The following is a 19,334-nucleotide window of genomic DNA, read 5'->3' as shown; positions in this document are numbered from 1 at the left end:
ACCTATTCTCCCGCCACATCGGTCAGGGTCTGCGGTCCGCCGACCGGGGCGCTGGTCTGGCGGCCGATGACCGAACCCGGCTCCGGCCGCTCGCCGCGCCGCAGCGCCTCGAGCAGCTTCACCGTGTTGTCGTAGTCCATGTCCTCGTAGTAGTCGTCGTCGACGCAGAGGATCGGCGCGTTCACGCAGCCGCCGAGGCATTCGACCTCGGTCATGGTGAACATGCCGTCCTCGCTGGTCTGGCCATAGCCCGAGAGATGCCCGGCATCGCGGCAGGCGCGCGCCACGTCATCCGAGCCGCGCAGCCAGCAGGGCGTCGTGCCGCAGACCTGCAAGTGATACTTGCCGATCGGCTTCATGTTGAACATGAAGTAGAAGGTGGCGACCTCGTAGACGCGGATCGCCGGCATGCCGAGCCGCTCGCCGACCGCATCCATGCCCTTGTTCGGGACCCAGGCGCTGCCGGTCTGGCGCCTCATCTGCTTCTGCACGACGTACAGCAGCGGGATCACCGCGCTGGCCTGCTTGCCCGGCGGATAGCGCTTCACGATGGTGTCGATCGCCTTCAGGCTCTCGTCGTCGAAGGCGAAGCTGTCGGGCTGGATGAAGTCCGTCACCGGTCGATCTCCCCGAAGACGATGTCGAGCGAACCGATGATCGCCACGGCATCGGCCAGCATGTGCCCCTTCGAGAGCACTTCCATGGCCTGCAGATGGGCATAGCCCGGCGCGCGGATCTTGCAGCGATACGGCCGGTTGGTCCCGTCGGCGACCATGTAGACGCCGAACTCGCCCTTCGGCGCCTCGGTCACCGTATAGGTCGCGCCGGCGGGCACGTGATAGCCCTCGGTATAGAGCTTGAAGTGGTGGATCAGCGATTCCATCGACCGCTTCATCTCGCCACGGGAGGGCGGCACGATCTTGTTGTCCAACACCTTGATCGGCCCCGGCTTCAGCCGTGCCAGGCACTGCTTCACCATGCTGAGGCTCTGGCGCATCTCGAGCATGCGCACGAGGTAGCGGTCGTAGCAGTCGCCCTGCCGCCCCACGGGGATCTCGAAGTCGAGCTGGTCGTAGATCTCGTAGGGCTGCGACTTGCGCAGGTCCCAAGGCACGCCCGAGGCGCGCAGGCAGGGGCCGGAGAAGCCCCATTCCATCGCCATCTCGGCGGTCATGATGCCGATGTCGACGGTACGCTGCTTGAAGATGCGGTTGTTGGTCAGCAGCCCCTCGAGGTCGGCGAGGAACTTCGGGAATTGCTCGCACCAGCCGGCGATCCGCTCGTCGAGCCCGGCAGGCAGGTCCTTCGCCACGCCGCCGGGGCGGAAGTAATTCACGTGGTAGTGGCTGCCGCCGACCGCCTCGTAGAATTCCAGCAGGTGCTCGCGCTGCTCGAAGCCCCAGAGTGCCGGCGTGATGGCACCGCAATCCAGCGCATAGGTCGTGACGTTCAACAGGTGGTTCAGGATGCGTGTCAGCTCGGCGAACATCGTGCGGATAACCCGGGCGCGGATCGGCACGTCGCCCTCGATGCCCAGCAGCCGCTCCACCGCGATGGCGAAGCTGTGCTCCATGCACATCGGGCTGACGTAATCCAGCCGGTCCATGTAGGGCAGCGCCTGGAGGTAGGTCTTGTACTCGATCAGCTTCTCGGTGCCGCGGTGCAGCAGCCCGATATGCGGATCGGCCCGCTCCACCATCTCGCCCTTCATCTCGAGGATGAGGCGCAGCACGCCATGCGCGGCCGGATGCTGCGGGCCGAAGTTGATGGTGTGGCTATCGACCTCGACGGTGCGGGTCGGCTCGTTCGGGGAGGTGAGGCTCATGGCTTCGGACCCTCGACCTTGGCGACCGGCGGTTCGACCCGGTTGAGGAACACCTTCTCGTCGCCCGGCAAGGTCGTCATGTTTTCCCAAGGGCTGAGGAAGTCGAAGTTGCGGAAGTCTTGGGTGAGCTTCACCGGCTCATAGACCACCTGCTTGCGTTCCTCGTCGTAGCGGACCTCGACGTGGCCGGTCAGCGGGAAGTCCTTGCGCAGCGGATGGCCCTCGAAGCCGTAGTCCGTCAGCAACCGGCGGAGATCGGTCTGACCTTCGAAGACGATGCCGTACATGTCCCAGGCCTCGCGCTCGTACCAGGTGGCGCAGGGCCAGACATGGATGAGGCTCGGCACCGGCGTCGTCGCGTCGGTCGAGACGATGACGCGCAGGCGCTGATTCTTCGACAGGCTCAGCAGGTTGTAGATCACCTCGAAGCGCAGTGGCCGCTCCGGCCAGTCGGCGCCGCAGAGGTCCATGAGCTGCTCGAAGCCGAAGCGGTCGCGCAACGTGGTCATGGCCTCGACCAGCCCCTCGCGCGGCAGGGTCAGCACCAGCTCGGCATTGCGCTCGATCTCGGTGGCGCCACCCGGGATGGCGGCGAGCAGGGCTTCGCCGAGCCCGGTCAGTGTCTCGTTCTCAGCCACGCAGGATGGTCCCCTGACGCCGGATCTTCTTCTGCAACTGCATGATCCCGTAGACCAGCCCCTCGGCGGTCGGCGGGCAGCCCGGCACATAGACATCGACCGGCACGATCCGGTCGCAGCCGCGCACCACGCTGTAGCTGTAGTGGTAGTAGCCGCCGCCATTGGCGCAGCTGCCCATGCTGATGACCCAGCGCGGCTCCGACATCTGGTCGTAGACCTTGCGCAGCGCGGGGGCCATCTTGTTGGTCAGCGTGCCGGCGACGATCATCACGTCCGATTGCCGCGGCGAACCGCGCGGGATGATGCCCAGCCGGTCGAGATCGTAGCGCGCCATATAGGCGTGGATCATCGGCACCGCGCAGCAGGCCAGGCCGAAGGTCATCGGCCAAAGGCTGCCGGTGCGGGCCCAGTTCACCACCTTGTCGAGGTTGGCGACGACGAAGCCCTTGTCCTCGATCTCGCCGGTGATGCCCTTCACGACGGCATCCTGCGCCGCGCCGGGCGCCAGATGGTCACGGTTCCAGGCGATGGTATCGGTGTTGTCGCTCATGGGATCCTCCGGTGCGACGGCCAAGCCGTCACTCCCAGTCCAGGGCGCCCTTGCGCCATTCATAGACGAAGCCGACCGTCAGCACGCCAAGGAAGGCCACCATCGACAGGAAGCCGAACCAGCCGATGCCGCCCAGCGCCACCGCCCAGGGAAACAGGAAGGCCACCTCCAGATCGAAGATGATGAAGAGGATGGCCACCAAGTAGAAGCGCACGTCGAAGCGCCGCCGCGTATCGTCGAAGGGCTCGAAGCCGCATTCATAGGCGGAAAGCTTTTCCGGATTGGGCTTCTGCCGGGCCACCAGCAGGCTGCCGCCCACCATGGCGATGGCGATGCCCCCGGCGATGCCCAGGAAGACCAGGATCGGGAAATATTCGGCCAGCAGCGGCTGGGTCATGTGTGCTCCGCCTTCAGACGCGCATTGGGAGCAAGCCGCAGCCTTTCAAGAGACCAGAGGCAAGCTTTACCGCAGCGCAGCGCGGCCGGACATTAGCCCTGCCCCGCGCGCTCCGCCATAGGGGGAGCAGCCTTTAACAGCCTGCATTTGGGGTCGCTGAACTGGAACGAAAAGGGGCCAGAATGCGGCAGAGGCGCCGTCCCTTCACAGGAACGGCGCCTCTGGTGCCTTGCTGTCCGCGTGGCGCGAGTGACGGGGCTCGAACCCGCGACCTCCGGCGTGACAGGCCGGCGCTCTAACCAACTGAGCTACACCCGCCCGCGAACAGGAGCCGGGGTTTATGGGGAGGAGCCGATGGTGTCAAGCGCCCCCGAAGCATCCCGCCTCAGTAAATCACCACGATGGGCGGCGGGGTGAGCGCCGCGGCCAGGGCGACCGAGGCCCACATCGTCGCAGTTTCCTGTGCCTGCATGGCAAGTCGCTGCTGGAAGGCCTGTTCGGCCTGCACCGCCTGGTCCACCTGCTGCAGCCAGCGCCGGGCCTCGGCATCGCCCCGGCTTGCCGCGAGCGACAGCCAGCTCCGCGACTCCTGCAGGTCCTGGCCCATTTCCTCGAGCCCGGTCATGTAGAGCCGCCCGACCGCCTTCTGCGCCGGCAGGAAGCCGTTCTGGGCGGAGCGCCGCATCCATTGCAGCGCCTCGTAGGAGCGGCGGGAGACGCCGTCGCCGCGGAAATACATGAGCCCGAGGTTGTACTGGCTTTCCGGCACGCCCTTCTCGGCCGCCAGGGTGAACCATTTGGCTGCCTCGGCCGAGTCGCGCGGCAGGCCGCGGCCCTGCAGGAACAGGAAGCCGAGGTTGTGCGCCGCCTGGGCCACGCCGCCATTGGCCGCATCGGTATAGAGCTGGATGGCCCGGGCCCGGCCGCCCGGGGCCGCCCCCTGCTCCGCCAGCTTGCCGAGGCGGTACATGGCGAAGGGCATGCCGGCGCTGGCCGCGACTTCGTAATTTTGCGCCGCCTGGGCGGCGTTGCGCGGCAGCCCGCCGGCGCCGAACTCATAGGCCTGGCCCAGCCGATAGGCCGCACCGGGATCGCCCGCCGCCGCCCCGGCCCGCAGCTCGGCCACCGACTCGCCCTTGTAGAGATCGGGGTCCGCCTGGCGCTGCAGCCGGGCATCGTCGGCAACGACCAGGGTCTGCGCCTGGCTCGACTGGATCCGACAGCCGGATTGGTCGCAGACCTGCATGCCGGGGCCGAAGCCGCTGCCGCCGACCATCTGCGGCTGGCATCCCGCCAGCAGCAGGCCGAAGCCGAGCGCCGCGGTGGCCATGCCACCGCGGCCACCCGCCTCAGCGCGAACGAAGCGCGCCGCCACCGGTGCCGAGCCCGCCGCGGACGTCCTGCGCGCGGTAGTTCCGCACCGCGACGACCAACTTGTTGTAGGAATCGACGAAGGCCGCGACCGTCGCCTGACCCGCCGGCGTGCGCTGGTAGCCGCCCAGCACGCCGCCCGCCGTGGCGCCGAAGCCGCCCATCACCGCGCCGAAGTTGGTAGCCGTGGCGGAGCCTTCCGAGGCCGCGACCTGCACGCCGCTACGCATGTCGAAGACCGACATGGTGACCGAGGTTGCCGACGTCGACATCGCCGCCCCGGCCAGGCCCACGGCCAGCCCGCCCCAGCCGCCGATGCCGCCGCCCAGCCCGCCCAGGTCCTGGTTCGAGAAGAGAATCGCCGGCTCGATGAAGAGATCGGCGGCGACCCGCTGGCCGCGCTGCATGTTGGAGCCGGCGCGGAATTCGCCGCTGTTGCGCATGTCGCCCACCATGCCGCGCATCCGGCCTTCCAGCCGGTTGTTGCCGAGCGCGGTGATGACGAAGCAGTTGGACTGCTGGATGACCAGCCGCACCATCGGCTCGATGGTGGTGATCTGGGTGCGGGCGGTGAAGGGCCCCCACCAGCTCTGCTCCCGCCCGTCGTCGACGGCGACGGTGCCGAGCGGCTCGGCGCAACGCTCGACGCCGCTGGCACCGACGCTGGCGGAGCCGCCGGCGGCCCCGGTCACCGGGCCGCTGGCATTCCCTTGCTGGATGCAGCCGCCCAGGGACACCAGGGCAAGCGCCGCAACACCGAATTGTACGAGACCAGTCCGCAACTTCGCCTCCGCCGATACCTGCTGGCCTCTGCCAGACATTCTAACGGGGGAAGCCTACACGAGCATTGGTTACGTTCATAGAAAGCCCGTGGCGGACCGTGGCGGGAGGAATGGGCGCTGACGGGTTCGAACCGCCGACCACCTGTGTGTAAGACAGGCGCTCTACCGCTGAGCTAAGCGCCCGTCACCCGGGCGGCAGGACCAGACCGGCCTGCTTAATTCACCGCGTCCTTCAAGCCCTTACCGGCCTTGAAGCGGACGGTGGTGGTCGCCGGAATCTTGATTTCCTCGCCGGTGCGGGGATTGCGGCCCTTGCCGGCCTTGCGCTTGGAGGTCGAGAAGGTGCCGAAGCCGACGAGCCGGACATCCGTCTTGGTCTTCAACGATTCGGTGATCGCGTCGAAAACCGCGTCAAGTACATCGCTGGCCTTCGCCTTCGGCAGATCGCCTGCCTCGGCCACGATCGTGATGAGATCCTGCTTGTTCATAGGCCAGCCCCCCTTCGCCGTTATGCATCAGCCTGCCCGGACGATTCCAGGCTGTCACTCGCGGGGGACTGTACGGGTGCGAATTCTTGGGCGTCAATCACGGCGCATGTCCTGCGCCGCAGTTATCCGCCATTTCCTGGCGCATCGTGGCTTGTGAGGCGCGTTGGTGCGGGGCTTTCACCCCGCACCAACGCACATCTGTCAGTGCGGTAATGTCGGCACAGTGCCATCGGCTTCCGCGGCCCGCGGTGCCGGCGCATCCGGCGGCTCCTCCCAGGAGATCGCTTCCGGCTTGCGCACCAGCGCCGCGGAGATGACCTCGTCCACGTGGGAGACGGCCCTGATGGTCAGGCCCTTCTTCACGTTGTCCGGAATCTCCGCGAGGTCCTTCTCGTTGTCCTTCGGGATGAAGACCGTGGTGATGCCGCTGCGCAGCGCCGCCAGGAGCTTCTCCTTCAGGCCACCGATCGGCAGCACGCGGCCACGCAGGGTGATCTCGCCCGTCATCGCCACTTCCCGCCGCACCGGGATGCCGGTGAGGACGGAGACGATGCTGGTCGCCATGGCGATGCCGGCGCTCGGACCATCCTTGGGCGTCGCACCTTCCGGCACGTGCACATGGATGTCCCGCTTGTCGAAGAGCGTCGGCTTGAGGCCGAAGCTCGTCGCGCGCGACCGCACATAGGACATGGCGGCGGAGACGCTTTCCTGCATCACGTCGCCCAGCTTGCCGGTGGTCTGCACCTTGCCCTTGCCGGGCACGGTCACCGACTCGATGGTCAGGATCTCGCCGCCCACCTCGGTCCAGGCCAGGCCGGTGACCACGCCCACCATGTCCTCCGCCTCGGCCTCGCCATAGCGGTGCTTGCGCACGCCGGCGAATTTCTCGAGGTTCTTGGCGGTGATCGTGACCTTCTTGGCCTTCTTGGAGACGATCTCGCGCACCGCCTTGCGGGCGAGGCCACCGATCTCGCGCTCCAGGCTGCGGACGCCGGCTTCCCGCGTGTAGTAGCGGACCAGGTCGCGCAGCGCCTCCTCGGAGACGCTCCACTCGCCGGGCTTCAAGCCATTCGCCTGCGACTGCTTGGCCATCAGGTGGCGCTTGGCGATCTCGACCTTCTCATCCTCGGTATAGCCGGGGATGCGGATGATCTCCATGCGGTCCATCAGCGGCTGCGGCATGCGCAGGCTATTGGACGTCGTGACGAACATCACGTCCGAGAGGTCGTAGTCGACCTCCAGGTAATGGTCGGCGAAGGTCGCGTTCTGCTCCGGATCCAGCACCTCGAGCAGTGCGGAGGACGGATCGCCACGCCAATCGGCACCCAGCTTGTCGATCTCATCCAGCAGGAAGAGCGGGTTCGACATCTTGGCCTTCTTCATGCCCTGGATGACCTTCCCGGGCATGGAGCCGATATAGGTCCGGCGATGGCCGCGCACCTCGGCCTCATCACGCACGCCGCCCAGCGACATGCGGACGAAGTTGCGGCCGGTCGCCTTGGCAATCGACTTGCCGAGCGAGGTCTTGCCGACGCCCGGCGGACCCACCAGGCAGAGGATCGGGCCGCGGATCTTCGGCGAGCGCGACTGCACCGCCAGATACTCGATGATCCGCTCCTTGACCTTCTCCAGGCCATAGTGGTCGGCGTCGAGCACCTTCTCCGCCGCGACGATGTCGCGCCGAACCCGGGTCTTCTTCTTCCAGGGGATCGAGAGCATCCAGTCGAGGTAGTTGCGCACCACCGTCGCCTCGGCGCTCATCGCCGACATGGTGCGGAGCTTCTTCAGCTCCTGCAGCGCCTTCTCGCGGGCTTCCTTGCTCAGCGCCGTCGCCTTGATGCGGGCTTCCAGCTCGGCAATCTCGTCCTTGCCGTCCTCGCCCTCACCCAGCTCCTTCTGGATCGCCTTGAGCTGCTCGTTCAGATAGTACTCGCGCTGGGTCTTCTCCATCTGCCGCTTGACGCGGTTGCGGATGCGCTTCTCGACCTGCAGGACGCCGATCTCGGATTCCATATGGCCGAAGACGCGCTCGAGCCGCGCGGCGACGCCGCCGATCTCCAGCAGCTCCTGCTTCTCGGGAATCTTCAGCGACAGGTGGCTGGCGACGGTATCGGCCAGCTTCGCGGGATCCTCGATCTGGTTGATCGAGACCAGCACCTCAGGCGCGATCTTCTTGTTGAGCTTGATGTACTGCTCGAATTGGCCAACCACGGTGCGGGCCAGGGCCTCCGTCTCCGGCGGCTCGGCCGGCTGCTCCTCGAGCGGCGCGGCATAGGCCTCGAAGTGGGTCTTGGTCTCCTTGAAGCCGGTGATCTGCGCGCGCTTGCCGCCCTCGACCAGCACCTTCACGGTGCCGTCCGGCAGCTTCAGCAGCTGCAGCACGGTGGAGACGGTGCCGACGGTATAGAGATCCTCGGCTTCCGGGTCGTCCTGCGCGGCATTCTTCTGGGCGACCAGCAGGATCTGCTTGTCGTCGCGCATCACCGCTTCCAGCGCGCGAACGGACTTCTCGCGCCCTACGAAGAGCGGCACGATCATATGCGGAAACACCACGATGTCCCGCAACGGCAGGACAGGCAGCAAATCGCCGCGAATCAGGTCTGGGTTGTTATCCGCCATTATGGACCTCACTGTAGGACAGTCGGCCCGCGGGCCACCCCCAGCAGGTGCTGGTTGGCGGCGTGACCCGCGGCGCCACGGGGATGCCTAGGCAAATGGTCTGCCTGACACCCCCCCGCAAGCCCGATCAGCCGGATGGCGGGGGTACCGCCCCCCGGCTGGCCCGTCAGGCGGAGCTTTGCTCGGCCGCACGCTCGCCATAGATGAATAGCGGGCTGGCACGGCTTTCCGCGACTTCGCGGTTCACCACGACCTCGTCGACATCGTCCAGGCCGGGCAGTTCGAACATGGTGGTCAGCAGGATCTGCTCCATGATCGAACGCAGCCCGCGCGCCCCGGTTTTACGCTGGATCGCCCGGGTGGCGACCGACCGCAGCGCATCCTCGGTGAAGGTGAGCTTGGTCCCCTCCATCTCGAACAGCCGCTGGTACTGCTTGACGATGGCGTTCTTCGGCTTGGTCAGGATCTCGATCAGCGCCTTCTCGTCGAGGTCCTCGAGCGTGGCGATGACCGGCAGACGGCCGATGAACTCGGGGATCAGGCCGAATTTCAGCAGATCCTCGGGCTCGACCTCCCGCAGCACGGCGCCGGCGCGGCGGTCGTCCGGCGAGCGGACCTCGGCGCCGAAGCCGATCCCCGAGCCCTTGCCGCGCGCCCCGATGATCCGCTCGAGGCCGGCGAAGGCCCCGCCGCAGATGAACAGGATGTTGGCGGTATCGACCTGGAGGAATTCCTGCTGCGGATGCTTCCGGCCGCCCTGGGGCGGGACGGAGGCCACCGTGCCTTCCATGATCTTCAGCAGCGCCTGCTGGACGCCCTCCCCGCTCACGTCGCGGGTGATGGAGGGGTTGTCCGACTTGCGGCTGATCTTGTCGACCTCGTCGATGTAAACGATGCCGCGCTGCGCCCGCTCGACGTTGTAGTCGGCCGCCTGCAGCAGCTTGAGGATGATGTTCTCGACATCCTCGCCGACGTAGCCGGCCTCGGTCAGCGTGGTCGCATCGGCCATGGTGAAGGGCACGTCGAGGATGCGCGCGAGCGTCTGCGCCAGCAGGGTCTTGCCGGAGCCGGTCGGGCCCAGCAGCAGGATGTTCGACTTGGCGATCTCGACGTCGTTGTTCTTCGCGCCATGCGCCAACCGCTTGTAGTGGTTGTGCACCGCGACGGAGAGCACCTTCTTCGCATGATCCTGGCCGATGACGTAATCATCGAGGACCTTGCAGATCTCCTTCGGAGTCGGCACCCCGTCCCGCGACTTCACCAGATGCGTCTTGTGCTCCTCACGGATGATATCCATGCAGAGTTCGACGCATTCATCACAGATGAAGACGGTGGGCCCGGCGATAAGCTTGCGGACCTCGTGCTGCGACTTGCCGCAGAACGAACAATAGAGGGTATTCTTCGAGTCGCCGGACTTGCTCATGGGCACTCCGCCTGAAAGGGCCGGCCGTAACGCCCGCGAATTGTGCGGGCAGCCAGCAGGCCGCGCCCCCCATGGCCCTTGCGGGCCCAAAGGGGGGCTTTCCACGGGACTGTAGCCCCCCTGTCATCGGGGGAAAAGCTTTGTGGGGTCACGGGCCGGGGGGTCACGCGGAAAGGATGCCCCTTGGCAGGGCATCCCGTGGCGCCATCCCCCGGCCCTGACCCCATCTCGGGGCTCCGGCTCAGCTCTTGCCGGCTTCGGCACCCGGGGCCAGCGGCCGCTGGTCGACCACCTGGTCCACCAGACCGAAGTCCCGGGCTTCCTCGGCGGACATGTAGCTGTCCCGCTCCAGCTTCTTCTCGATCGCCTCGATCGGCTGGCCGGTGTGCTTCACGTAGATCTCGTTCAGCCGCTGCCGCAGCTTCAGGATCTCCTTGGCCTGGATCTCGATGTCCGTCGCCTGGCCCTGGGCCCCGCCCGAGGGCTGGTGCACCATGACCCGGCTGTTCGGCAGGCAGAAGCGCTTGCCCGCGGCACCGGCGGTCAGCAGCAGGGAGCCCATGGAGGCAGCCTGGCCGATGCAGACGGTGCTGACCGGGGAACGGATATACTGCATGGTATCATACATCGCGAGGCCGGCGGAGACGACGCCGCCCGGGCTGTTGATGTAGAAGGCGATGTCCTTGTTCGGATTCTCGCTTTCGAGGAACAGCAGCTGGGCGCAGATCAGCGAGGAGACCTGGTCGAAGACCGGACCCGTCAGGAAGATGATCCGCTCCTTCAGCAGGCGCGAATAGATGTCGTAGGACCGCTCGCCCCGCGCCGTCTGCTCGACGACCATGGGGACCAGGGTATTGTTGAAGACCTCGACAGGATCACGGTCCCGCATGGACGTACCTTTCAGACAAAGGGGGCACCCCGGCCTTCGCCAGGGCCCCGAACCGGGAACCCGGGGTTGGCCGAAGGAGGCGCCGCCGCCCTCCATCCTAACCCGAGGCCGTTAATGTGGTGCAACCGGGGCCGTGCCGGAAGTCCCCGCCAATCGGCGGGGGTCCCGGCCTGGTCACCCAGCTTGGCCCCAGAGCCTTTCCCGTCAGTGAATCAGGCCGCGGCCGCCGCGGAGAGTTCCTCCGGCGCCACCGACCGCTCGGTCACCTTGGCCAGTTCCAGCATGAAGTCGACCACCTTCTCCTCGAAGATCGGGGAGCGGAGGTTGTCGGCGGCCTGCGGGTTCTTGCGGAAGAACTCCATGACCTGCTGCTCCTGGCCGGGGTAGCGGGCGGCTTCCTGCCGCATCGCGCGGGACAGTTCGTCGGCCGAGACCGAGATGTTGTTGGTCCGGCCGATCTCGGACAGCAGCAGGCCGAGCCGGATGCGGCGCTCGGCGATGGCCCGGTAGTCGGCCTTCAGCGTGTCCTCGTCCTTGCCCTTGTCGTCCTCGTCCAGCCGCTCGGCCTTCATGTCGGCCTCGATCCGCTGCCAGATCTGGGCGAATTCGGCCTCAACCATGCCCTCCGGCACGGGGAAGCTGGCCCGCTCGGCCAGGCCGTCGAGCAGCGCGCGCTTCACCTTCAGGCGGGACAGCCCGTCGTATTCCTGCTGCAGGCTGCCGCGGACGGCCTCCTGCAGCTTCGAGAGGTCCTCGAAGCCCATGGTCTTGGCCAGCTCGTCGTCGGCGGCCGGGCTGGTCGGGGTCTTCAGCGCCTTGCAGGTCACCTGGAAGACCGCGGACTTTCCGGCCAGTTCCTTGGCACCGTATTCTTCCGGGAAGGCCACGTTCACGGTGCGGCTCTCGCCGGCCTTGATGCCCTCGAGCTGCTCGGTGAAGCCGGGGATGAAGCCGGTGCCGGCGACCTCGATCGGCATGTCGTTGGCGGTGCCGCCCGGGAAGGGCTCGGCATCGCCCTCGAGCGTGCCGACGAAGTCGCACACCGCGACCTCGCCCTTGGCGGCGCCGCGGTCCTCGGTGATGTCGACCATGGTGCGGTTGCGCGAGGCGATCTGCTCGATCGTCTTGGCCACCTGCTCCTCGGTCGGGTCGGCCTTCAGCCGCTCCACCTCGATCCCGGCGAAGTCGGGCATCGGGATCTCGGGCAGGATCTCGACCTCGACCTTGAACTCCAGGTCGGCGCCATCGGCGAAATTCACCAGCTCGATCTTGGGCTGCAGCGCCGGGCGCAGGCCGCGGTCGGTGATGGTCTGCTGCGTCGCCTTGTTGACCGACTGCTCGAGCACCTCGCTCATCACCGCCTGGCCATAGCGCTGCTGCACCACCGTCGCCGGGATCTTGCCGGGGCGGAAGCCGGGCAGGCGCAGGTCACGGCCCAGCTCCGCCAGCCGGCGGGTCCGCTCGGCCGCGATATCGGCCGCCGGGACCAGGATGGTATAGGCCCGCTTCAGCCCGTCGTTCGCGACCTCGGTCACCTGCATCGTCGTCACTCTCTTCCCAAAATCCATGTCGCGGCATCGACCAGTCCGGCGGGGGTGGTGCGGGCGGAGGGATTTGAACCCCCAAGGCTTGCGCCACTGGAACCTAAATCCAGCGTGTCTGCCAATTCCACCACGCCCGCCCACGCCGCAGGGCCGGGCCATGGGTTTTGGCCGGCCGCGACAGCGCTGAATTGCGGCGTTTAGCGCAGCAGGCGCCGGTTTCCAAGGCACCCCGGGCTGCCGCGGCGAAATCGGCATGACGGCGGCGTGAAACCCCGCTCCGACCGCGTGGACGGACGCGGGCCATTGGCGCCATATCGCCGCATGACCCCAAGCCCCAAGCCCCCAGCCCGGCGCGGCCGGCGCTGGCCCGCCCGGATCGGCCTCGGCCTGCTGGCCCTGGTCCTGCTGGCGCTGGGCAGCCTGGCCGGCGCCGTCTGGTGGACCTTGCCCGCCGCCGAGGCGAGCCTTCGCCTGCCCGGCCTCTCCGCCCCCGTCGCCATCACCCTCGACGCCCGGGGCATTCCCCGCATCGCCGCCGGCTCGCCGCGGGATGCCGCCATGGCGCTCGGCTGGCTGCATGCCCGGGACCGGATGTTCCAGATGGAGCTGATGCGCCGCGGCGCCGCCGGCCGGCTGGCCGAGCTGGTGGGCGAGCCGGCGCTGCGGGTGGACCGCTTCACCCGCACCCTCGGCCTGGCCCGGCGGGCGGAGGCCGACCTCGCCACCCTGCCGGCCGAAACGCGGGAGCTGCTGGAGGCCTATGCCGCCGGGGTGAATGCCTGGATCGGCGCCCGCGGCCGCTTCGCCGCCCCGGAATTCCTCGCCCTCGGCGCGCCGGAGCCCTGGCGGCCCGAGCACAGCCTGCTCTGGGGCAAGGTCATGGGCCTCTGGCTTTCCGGCAATTGGCGGAGCGAGCTGGACCGCGCCCGGCTGGCCGCCATCCTGCCGCCCGAGCGCCTGCGCGACCTCTGGCCGGAGGACCGCAGCGCGGGCGACCCACGCGCCGCGCTGGACCCCGGCACCCTCGGCCGCCTCGCGGAGGCGCTGCCCCGCTTCCCCGGCATCGGCACCCTGCCCGCCTCCGCCAGCAATGCCTGGACGGTCGACGCGTCCCGCTCGGCCTCGGGCGCGCCGCTGCTGGCATCCGACCCGCATCTCGGCTTCCAGGCACCGATTCTCTGGTACCTCGCCCGGATCGACCTGCCGGATGGGCGGATGCTGGCCGGCGCCACCAGCCCGGGCGTGCCCTTCCTGGTCATCGGCCGCAATGCCCGGCTGGCCTGGGGCTTCACCACCACCCAGTCGGATACTCAGGATGTCTTCGTCGAGCGCCTGGCCGGGCCGGATGCCTATGAAACGCCGGAAGGCCCCCGCCCCTTCCAGGTGACCGAGGAGACCATCCGGGTGCGCGGCGCTGAGCCGGTGGTGCTGCGGGTGCGGGAGACCCGGCACGGCCCGGTCCTCTCGGACCTCGAAGGCATGACGGGCGAGGGCATGGCTCAGGAATCGGGCACGGTGCTCGCCGTCGCCATGGCCAACCTCGCCCCGGCCGATACCGCCGCCGCCGGGTTGCAGGCGCTGAACCAAGCCGGGTCGCTCGCCGAGGCGCGGGCGGCGGCGGCGCTGATCACCAGCCCCTCGCAGAACCTCATGGTCGCCGATGCCGCCGGCCCGATCGGGATGCTGCTGACCGGCCGCACCCCGGTCCGCCGCGCCGGCGACGGCACCCGCCCCGTCCCCGGCTGGGACGGCAGCCATGACTGGCTGGGCTGGGCGCCCTTCGATGCGCTGCCCCATGCCGTCTCGCCCCCCGGCGGGGCGCTGGCCAATGCCAACAACCGGGTCGCCCCGGCGGATTTCCCGGTTTTCCTCGGCCGGGACTGGATCGCCGACTGGCGCTTCCAGCGCATCCGGGCACTGCTCGCAGCCCAGCCCCGGCATGATGCTGCGGGCTTCGCCGCCATGCAGCGGGATACGCTCTCCCCCTTCGCCCAGGCGCTGACCGGCCCCGGCTCCCTGCTGCGGGACCTGCCGCCGCAGCAGGGCGCGGCCGGCACCGCCCAGGCGCTGCTGCTCGGCTGGGACGGCGATATCGCCGCGGACCGGCCGGAGCCGCTGATCTTCAATGCCTGGCTGCGCCGGCTCGGCCGGCTGGCGCTGGCCGCCGGCGGAGTCCCCGAAGGCGGTGCCGCGGCCACCAGCGGCTTCCTCCAGCGCGTCCTGGCCCCGGACAATGCCGGCGCCGCCTGGTGCGCGGGCGATTGCCCGGCGCTTGCCGCCCGCGCCCTGGCCGAGGCCGTCACCGAATTGCAGGCCAGCGAGGGGCCCGATCCCGCCGCCTGGCGCTGGGGGCACCGCCACGTCGCCCGATTCGAGCATCCGCTGTTCCGCTTCCTCCCCGGCCTCGGCGCGCTGACCCGGCTGGAGGCGGCGACCGGCGGCGACGAATGGACCGTCTCCCGCGGCGGGCTGCGCGGCGGCGAGGGGCCGGAGGCCTGGTCGCATGTGCATGGCGCCGGGCTCAGGCTGGTCGCCGACCTCGCCGATCCGGATGGGCTTCTCGCCAGCATCGCCACCGGGCAATCGGGCCACCCGCTCTCGGCGCATTGGGGCGACCTGCTGGCACCCTGGCGTGACGGGGGGCGTGACGGGGGGCGCGACGGCGGCATGCAGCGGCTCGGCCGCACGCCGGAGATGGTCTCCGGCCGGCTGCGCCTGAGCCCGTGACCGGCCGGGACCGGATTTCCCCCGCCGGGACGGCGCAGGGCGGTTGATTCCGCCGCCCGGCACGCCGAGACTACCGGACCTATGCTCCACCGCCCCAACCGCCGTCCGCAGTTCTTCTACACGACCGCGCCCCTGCCCTGCCCCTATCTGGCCGGCAGGACGGAACGGAAGATCGTGACCGAGCTGACCGGCCCGGACTCGGAAGCGCTGCACGATAGGCTCTCCCGCGCCGGCTTCCGCCGCAGCCACAACATCGCCTATTCCCCGGTCTGCCCCGGCTGCACCGCCTGCATCCCCATCCGCATCCTGGCCCCGCAATTCGAGCCCAACCGGGCGCAGCGGAAGCTCGGCAGGATCAACGCCGATATCGCCGCCTTCGAGATGCCGGCCCGCGCCACGGCGGAGCAGTTCGCCCTGTTCCAGCGCTACCAGCAGGCCCGGCACGGCGAGGGCGACATGGCGGCCATGGGCTTCTACGACTACCGCGCCATGGTCGAGGACACGCCGATCACCACCGGCATGATCGAGTTTCGCGACAGCCAGGACAAGCTGGTCGGCGCCTGCCTGACCGACTGGCTGAGCGACGGGCTCTCGGCGGTCTATTCCTTCTATGATCCGGCGGCGGCGCGGCGTTCGCTGGGCGGCTGGGCCATCCTCTGGCTGGTGGCCCGGGCCCAGGCGCTCGGCCTGCCCTATGTCTACCTCGGCTACTGGGTCCCCGAGAGCCGCAAGATGACCTACAAAAGCCGCTACCGGCCGAGCGAGGTGCTGATCGGCGGCACCTGGCGGGTGCTGGAGGAACCGGCCGCCACGCCCGAGAGCGAGGCGGTCGGGGAAGTGGTCGAGCCGGGCTGAATCAGCCGTTCGGCCGCAGCACCTGCCGCAGCACGTTGCCATCCGCCAGCCGGTCGAAGCCGGCGTTGATCTCGGACAGCGGCAGGCTGCCCGACTTCAGCCGCTCCACCGGCAGCTTGCCGCGCTTGTACATGCCGAGGAAGCGCGGGATGTCGCGTTCCGGCACGCAGCTGCCCATGTAGCTGCCGAGGATCGACTTCTCGTCGCCCACCAGCCCCGAATGCATGTAGCTGAAATTGGCGCCCTGGGCCGGCAGCCCGGCGCTGACCACGCTGCCGCCGCGCGCGGTGACGGCATAGGCGAGCTCCATCGCCCGGATGTTCCCCGCCGTCTCGACGACGGTATCGACGCCGCCATCGGTCGCCGCCTTGATCTGCTCCACCACGTCGGGGTCGGTGGCGAGGAAGGTATCCGTCGCCCCCCATTGCCGGGCGAGGCCGAGCTTCTCCGGGCTGGTGTCGATGGCGATGATCCGCTCCGCCCCGCCGGCGACGGCCGCGAACAGCGCATTCATCCCGACGCCGCCCAGCCCCAGCACGGCGATGGTATCCCCCGCCCGCATCCCCGCGGTGTTCAGCACCGCCCCGGCGCCGGTCATCACCGCGCAGCCGAAGATGGCGGCGTCGTCCAGCGGCACCGCCGGGTCGATCTTCACCGCGGAGCGGCGGCCGACCACGGCATACTGGGCAAACAGCGACAGCCCGCTGCCGTGGTTGATCGGCGTGCCGTCCAGCCGGCTGATCCGCTTGGCGCCCGAGAGCAGCGTCCCCGCCGCGCGCGCCGCATTGCCGACGTTGCAGATGTTCGGCCGCCCCCGCACGCAATTGCGGCAGACCCCGCAGGAAGCGACGAAGACGGTGATGACATGGTCGTCCTTCTTCAGGTCGGTCACGCCCTGGCCGACCTCGCGCACGATCCCCGCGCCCTCGTGGCCGATGACGACGGGCAGCGGCCGCGGCCGGATGCCCTCGATCGCCGAGAGGTCGGAATGGCAGAGCCCGGCGGCGGCGACCTCGATCAGCACCTCGCCGGGACCGGGGCCCTCGAGGTTCACTTCCTCGATCACCAGGGCATTGCTGCTGGCATAGGGGCGGGGCAGCCCCTGCTCGAACATGATGGCGGCCTGCATGCGCATGGGACGGGTCCTATTCGATGTGGATATTGGCCGCGCGGGCGACCTCGGTATTGATGGCGATCTCGCGCGGGATGCGGGCGCGGAAGGCGTCCGGTCCCTCGCCTTCCACCACGCCGCCGCTGTCCTCGATGCGGGCGATGATGTCGGGCCGCTTCAGCAGCCCCTGCACGTCGCGCACGATGCGGTCGAGCAGCGGCGCGGGCAGGCCCGCGGGCGCGACGAAGCTGTACCAGGGGGAGGTATCGCGGATCGGGAAGCCCGCCTCCTCCATCGTCGGCACCTCGGGGAAGGCCGGGGAGCGGCGCGGCGCGGCGATCGCCAGCGGCCGCAGCTTGCCGTCGCGGGCCAGGGCGATCACCCCCGACAGGGTCGAGAAGGTGATCGGCACCCGCCCGCCGATCACGTCCTGCACCGCCGGCATGGCGCCGCGATAGGGCACGTGGGTCAGCTCCACCTTGGCGGCGCGCATGAACATCTCGGTGGCGAAGTGGCCGGAGGTGGCGACGCCGGAGGTCGCCGCGGCCATGCCCGGCTGACGCTTCGCCGCCTCCACCACGTCCTTTACCGTGCGGTAGGGCTGGTCCGGCCCGGTGAAGAGCACGGTGGGCGAGGAATAGATGACGACGATCGGCGTGAAGTCGCGGATCGTGTCGTAGGGCAGCCGGGAGAAGACCGCCGGATTGGTCGTCAGGTTGCTGGTGCAGAGCATCAGCGTATAGCCATCGGGCGGCGACTTCACGACCGCCTCGGCCGCGATCATCTGGCTGGCGCCGGGCCGGTTCTCGATGACCAGCGGCTGGCCCCAGAGCTGCTGCAGGGCATCCTGCAGGATGCGGGCGGCGAAATCGGTCGGGCCGCCGGCGGGGAAGCCGACCAGCAGGCGGATCGGCCGGTCCGGCCATGGTCCGGCCGCTTGGCCCTGGGCGCGGGCGGCGGCGGGCAGCAGGGCGGCGGCAGCGGCGAGCGAGCGGCGGGTCAGGTTCATCCTGGACGTCCCTTGTTCTTGTTCATTCGGCCTTGATATTGGCGGCCCGGGCGATGGCGGTCCAACGGCCGATCTCGGCGCGGTAGCGCGCGGTGAAGGCGGCCGGGCCCTCGGCCAGCGGGATGGCGGCGCTGTCGAGGAATCGCTGGCGGATCTCCGGCCGGGCCAGCAGCCCGGCGATGTCGTCGGCGATCTTCTGCTGGATGGCGGCGGGCGTCCCGGCCGGGGCGATCAGCCCGTACCAGCCATTGGTATCCGCCACGTCGAAGCCGGATTCGACGAAGGTCGGCACGCCCGGCAGGCTCTCGATCCGGTCGGGGCCGGAGACCGCCAGCGGCCGCAGCTTGCCGTCCCGCATCAGCGCGATGGCGCCCGACAGCGTGCTGAAGGTGATGGCGACGCGGCCGCCCACCACATCCGCCAGCGCCGGCGGCGCGCCGCGATAGACGACGGGGATGATGTCGATCCCGGCGGCAAGCTTGAAGACCTCGCCGGCGAAATGCCCGGGCGAGCCCATGCCGGAGACCGCATAGGCCATCCCCGGCTGCGCCTTGGCCGCGGCCACCACATCCGCCACGGACTGCAGCTTCGTCTCCGGCCCGGCAAACAGCACGGTGGGCGAGAAGTAGATCAGCACCACCGGCGCCAGGTCGGTCAGGCTGTCGAAGGGCATCCGCGGCTGGATCGCCGGGTTGATGGTATTCGGGCTATTGCCGAGCAGCAGCGTATAGCCGTCCGGCGCCGCCCGGGCGACCGCCTCGGAGCCGATGATGCCATTGGCCCCGGCGCGGTTCTCGATCACCAGCGGCTGGCCCCAGAGCGCCTGGAGATGCGGCTGCAGCAGCCGGGCGGCGAAATCGGTCGGGCCGCCGGCGGGATAGCCGATGATCAGCCGCACCGGCCGGTCTGGCCAGCTCGCCTGGGCAGCGCCCGGCCGCGCGGCCAGCATCATCGCGCCGGCTCCGGCCAGCATCCCGCGTCGCTCGATCATCCGTTTCCCCGCCTGCGTCCGGCTTGTGCCCTTGCCCGGACGATCCGCCGTGCGGTTCCGGACGTCAAGCAAGGGGGCGCCAAGCAAGGGGGCGCCGGGCACGCGGCGGCGCAAC

The 19,334-nt window shown here is 69.1% G+C and carries 17 protein-coding genes and 3 tRNA genes; 2 read left to right on the top strand and 18 right to left on the bottom strand.

The genetic code is table 11. The annotated features are described in order from the left end of the window. Positions 1 to 2: 2 nt before the first annotated feature. From nuoE to AC0IW9_RS24570, 15 genes are all read right to left on the bottom strand, one after another. Positions 3 to 617, bottom strand: coding sequence for an NADH-quinone oxidoreductase subunit NuoE (gene nuoE / locus AC0IW9_RS24640; protein WP_471650960.1), 615 nt, complete (start codon positions 615 to 617; stop codon positions 3 to 5). Beyond that, positions 614 to 1,825, bottom strand: coding sequence for an NADH-quinone oxidoreductase subunit D (locus AC0IW9_RS24635; RefSeq protein ID WP_471650959.1), 1,212 nt, complete (start codon positions 1,823 to 1,825; stop codon positions 614 to 616). Before AC0IW9_RS24635 ends, nuoE begins: the two co-directional genes overlap by 4 nt. Next, positions 1,822 to 2,463 carry an NADH-quinone oxidoreductase subunit C gene (locus tag AC0IW9_RS24630; protein ID WP_471650958.1) on the bottom strand — a complete coding sequence of 214 codons (642 nt, stop codon included), beginning with the start codon at positions 2,461 to 2,463 and terminating at the stop codon, positions 1,822 to 1,824. Before AC0IW9_RS24630 ends, AC0IW9_RS24635 begins: the two co-directional genes overlap by 4 nt. Then, positions 2,456 to 3,013 carry a NuoB/complex I 20 kDa subunit family protein gene (locus AC0IW9_RS24625; protein ID WP_471650957.1) on the bottom strand — a complete coding sequence of 186 codons (558 nt, stop codon included), beginning with the start codon at positions 3,011 to 3,013 and terminating at the stop codon, positions 2,456 to 2,458. The genes AC0IW9_RS24630 and AC0IW9_RS24625 overlap by 8 nt, the downstream gene beginning before the upstream one ends. Positions 3,014 to 3,041: 28 nt before the next feature. Then, the gene (locus tag AC0IW9_RS24620) at positions 3,042 to 3,410 is read right to left on the bottom strand and encodes an NADH-quinone oxidoreductase subunit A (RefSeq protein ID WP_471650956.1); all 369 of its coding nucleotides are present in this window, start codon (positions 3,408 to 3,410) and stop codon (positions 3,042 to 3,044) included. A 241-nt stretch (positions 3,411 to 3,651) separates the two neighbouring features. Next, positions 3,652 to 3,728, bottom strand: a tRNA-Asp gene (locus tag AC0IW9_RS24615). A gap of 67 nt (positions 3,729 to 3,795) precedes the next feature. Further along, positions 3,796 to 4,740 carry a tetratricopeptide repeat protein gene (locus tag AC0IW9_RS24610; RefSeq protein WP_471650955.1) on the bottom strand — a complete coding sequence of 315 codons (945 nt, stop codon included), beginning with the start codon at positions 4,738 to 4,740 and terminating at the stop codon, positions 3,796 to 3,798. 19 nt (positions 4,741 to 4,759) lie between these two features. Then, on the bottom strand, positions 4,760 to 5,563 hold the full coding sequence (locus AC0IW9_RS24605) for a hypothetical protein (protein ID WP_471650954.1): 804 nt from the start codon (positions 5,561 to 5,563) through the stop codon (positions 4,760 to 4,762). Positions 5,564 to 5,674: 111 nt separating this feature from the next. Then, positions 5,675 to 5,746: transfer RNA gene (locus AC0IW9_RS24600), tRNA-Val, on the bottom strand. 32 nt (positions 5,747 to 5,778) lie between these two features. Then, positions 5,779 to 6,051 carry an HU family DNA-binding protein gene (locus AC0IW9_RS24595; protein ID WP_471650953.1) on the bottom strand — a complete coding sequence of 91 codons (273 nt, stop codon included), beginning with the start codon at positions 6,049 to 6,051 and terminating at the stop codon, positions 5,779 to 5,781. Positions 6,052 to 6,252: 201 nt separating this feature from the next. Continuing rightward, a complete protein-coding gene (gene lon / locus AC0IW9_RS24590) occupies positions 6,253 to 8,670 on the bottom strand; it encodes an endopeptidase La (RefSeq protein ID WP_471650952.1) in 2,418 nt (805 codons plus the stop codon). A gap of 166 nt (positions 8,671 to 8,836) precedes the next feature. Then, positions 8,837 to 10,093, bottom strand: coding sequence for an ATP-dependent Clp protease ATP-binding subunit ClpX (clpX, locus tag AC0IW9_RS24585; protein ID WP_471650951.1), 1,257 nt, complete (start codon positions 10,091 to 10,093; stop codon positions 8,837 to 8,839). Positions 10,094 to 10,334: 241 nt separating this feature from the next. Next, the gene (clpP, locus tag AC0IW9_RS24580) at positions 10,335 to 10,982 is read right to left on the bottom strand and encodes an ATP-dependent Clp endopeptidase proteolytic subunit ClpP (RefSeq protein ID WP_471650950.1); all 648 of its coding nucleotides are present in this window, start codon (positions 10,980 to 10,982) and stop codon (positions 10,335 to 10,337) included. A gap of 212 nt (positions 10,983 to 11,194) precedes the next feature. After that, positions 11,195 to 12,523 carry a trigger factor gene (gene tig / locus AC0IW9_RS24575; protein WP_471650979.1) on the bottom strand — a complete coding sequence of 443 codons (1,329 nt, stop codon included), beginning with the start codon at positions 12,521 to 12,523 and terminating at the stop codon, positions 11,195 to 11,197. Between the two features lie 55 nt (positions 12,524 to 12,578). Then, positions 12,579 to 12,663, bottom strand: a tRNA-Leu gene (locus AC0IW9_RS24570). A 184-nt stretch (positions 12,664 to 12,847) separates the two neighbouring features. On the opposite strand from AC0IW9_RS24570, the gene AC0IW9_RS24565 reads away from it, so the two are divergent. Then, a complete protein-coding gene (locus tag AC0IW9_RS24565; protein ID WP_471650949.1) occupies positions 12,848 to 15,253 on the top strand; it encodes a penicillin acylase family protein in 2,406 nt (801 codons plus the stop codon). An 81-nt stretch (positions 15,254 to 15,334) separates the two neighbouring features. Continuing rightward, positions 15,335 to 16,108: an arginyltransferase gene (locus tag AC0IW9_RS24560; RefSeq protein ID WP_471650948.1), complete on the top strand. Its 774-nt coding sequence runs from the start codon at positions 15,335 to 15,337 to the stop codon at positions 16,106 to 16,108. Between the two features lies 1 nt (position 16,109). On the opposite strand, the gene AC0IW9_RS24555 is transcribed toward AC0IW9_RS24560, so the two are convergent. Genes AC0IW9_RS24555 through AC0IW9_RS24545 form a run of 3 tightly spaced genes read right to left on the bottom strand, consistent with a single transcriptional unit; the run spans position 16,110 to position 19,219 of the window. Then, entirely contained in the window at positions 16,110 to 17,243 is a 1,134-nt protein-coding gene (locus AC0IW9_RS24555; protein WP_471650947.1) for a zinc-dependent alcohol dehydrogenase family protein, read from the bottom strand. 10 nt (positions 17,244 to 17,253) lie between these two features. Further along, entirely contained in the window at positions 17,254 to 18,228 is a 975-nt protein-coding gene (locus AC0IW9_RS24550) for a tripartite tricarboxylate transporter substrate binding protein (RefSeq protein WP_471650946.1), read from the bottom strand. 22 nt (positions 18,229 to 18,250) lie between these two features. Next, on the bottom strand, positions 18,251 to 19,219 hold the full coding sequence (locus tag AC0IW9_RS24545; protein ID WP_471650945.1) for a Bug family tripartite tricarboxylate transporter substrate binding protein: 969 nt from the start codon (positions 19,217 to 19,219) through the stop codon (positions 18,251 to 18,253). Positions 19,220 to 19,334 lie beyond the last annotated feature (115 nt).

The sequence above is a fragment of the Belnapia sp. AC561 genome (genome assembly GCF_979252845.1).
Note: the sequence above shows the minus strand (reverse complement) of the source record. Positions and strands in the feature narration are given on the sequence as shown.

Coding starts and splice junctions, on each gene's coding strand:
- AC0IW9_RS24550 (WP_471650946.1), bottom strand. CDS start 18,228: ATGAACCTGACCCGCCGCTCGCTCGCCGCTGCCGCCGCCCTGCTGCCC.
- clpX (WP_471650951.1), bottom strand. CDS start 10,093: ATGAGCAAGTCCGGCGACTCGAAGAATACCCTCTATTGTTCGTTCTGC.
- AC0IW9_RS24565 (WP_471650949.1), top strand. CDS start 12,848: ATGACCCCAAGCCCCAAGCCCCCAGCCCGGCGCGGCCGGCGCTGGCCC.
- clpP (WP_471650950.1), bottom strand. CDS start 10,982: ATGCGGGACCGTGATCCTGTCGAGGTCTTCAACAATACCCTGGTCCCC.
- AC0IW9_RS24620 (WP_471650956.1), bottom strand. CDS start 3,410: ATGACCCAGCCGCTGCTGGCCGAATATTTCCCGATCCTGGTCTTCCTG.
- tig (WP_471650979.1), bottom strand. CDS start 12,523: ATGCAGGTGACCGAGGTCGCGAACGACGGGCTGAAGCGGGCCTATACC.
- AC0IW9_RS24545 (WP_471650945.1), bottom strand. CDS start 19,219: ATGATCGAGCGACGCGGGATGCTGGCCGGAGCCGGCGCGATGATGCTG.
- AC0IW9_RS24555 (WP_471650947.1), bottom strand. CDS start 17,243: ATGCGCATGCAGGCCGCCATCATGTTCGAGCAGGGGCTGCCCCGCCCC.
- AC0IW9_RS24610 (WP_471650955.1), bottom strand. CDS start 4,740: ATGGCCACCGCGGCGCTCGGCTTCGGCCTGCTGCTGGCGGGATGCCAG.
- AC0IW9_RS24595 (WP_471650953.1), bottom strand. CDS start 6,051: ATGAACAAGCAGGATCTCATCACGATCGTGGCCGAGGCAGGCGATCTG.
- lon (WP_471650952.1), bottom strand. CDS start 8,670: ATGGCGGATAACAACCCAGACCTGATTCGCGGCGATTTGCTGCCTGTC.
- AC0IW9_RS24635 (WP_471650959.1), bottom strand. CDS start 1,825: ATGAGCCTCACCTCCCCGAACGAGCCGACCCGCACCGTCGAGGTCGAT.
- AC0IW9_RS24625 (WP_471650957.1), bottom strand. CDS start 3,013: ATGAGCGACAACACCGATACCATCGCCTGGAACCGTGACCATCTGGCG.
- AC0IW9_RS24560 (WP_471650948.1), top strand. CDS start 15,335: ATGCTCCACCGCCCCAACCGCCGTCCGCAGTTCTTCTACACGACCGCG.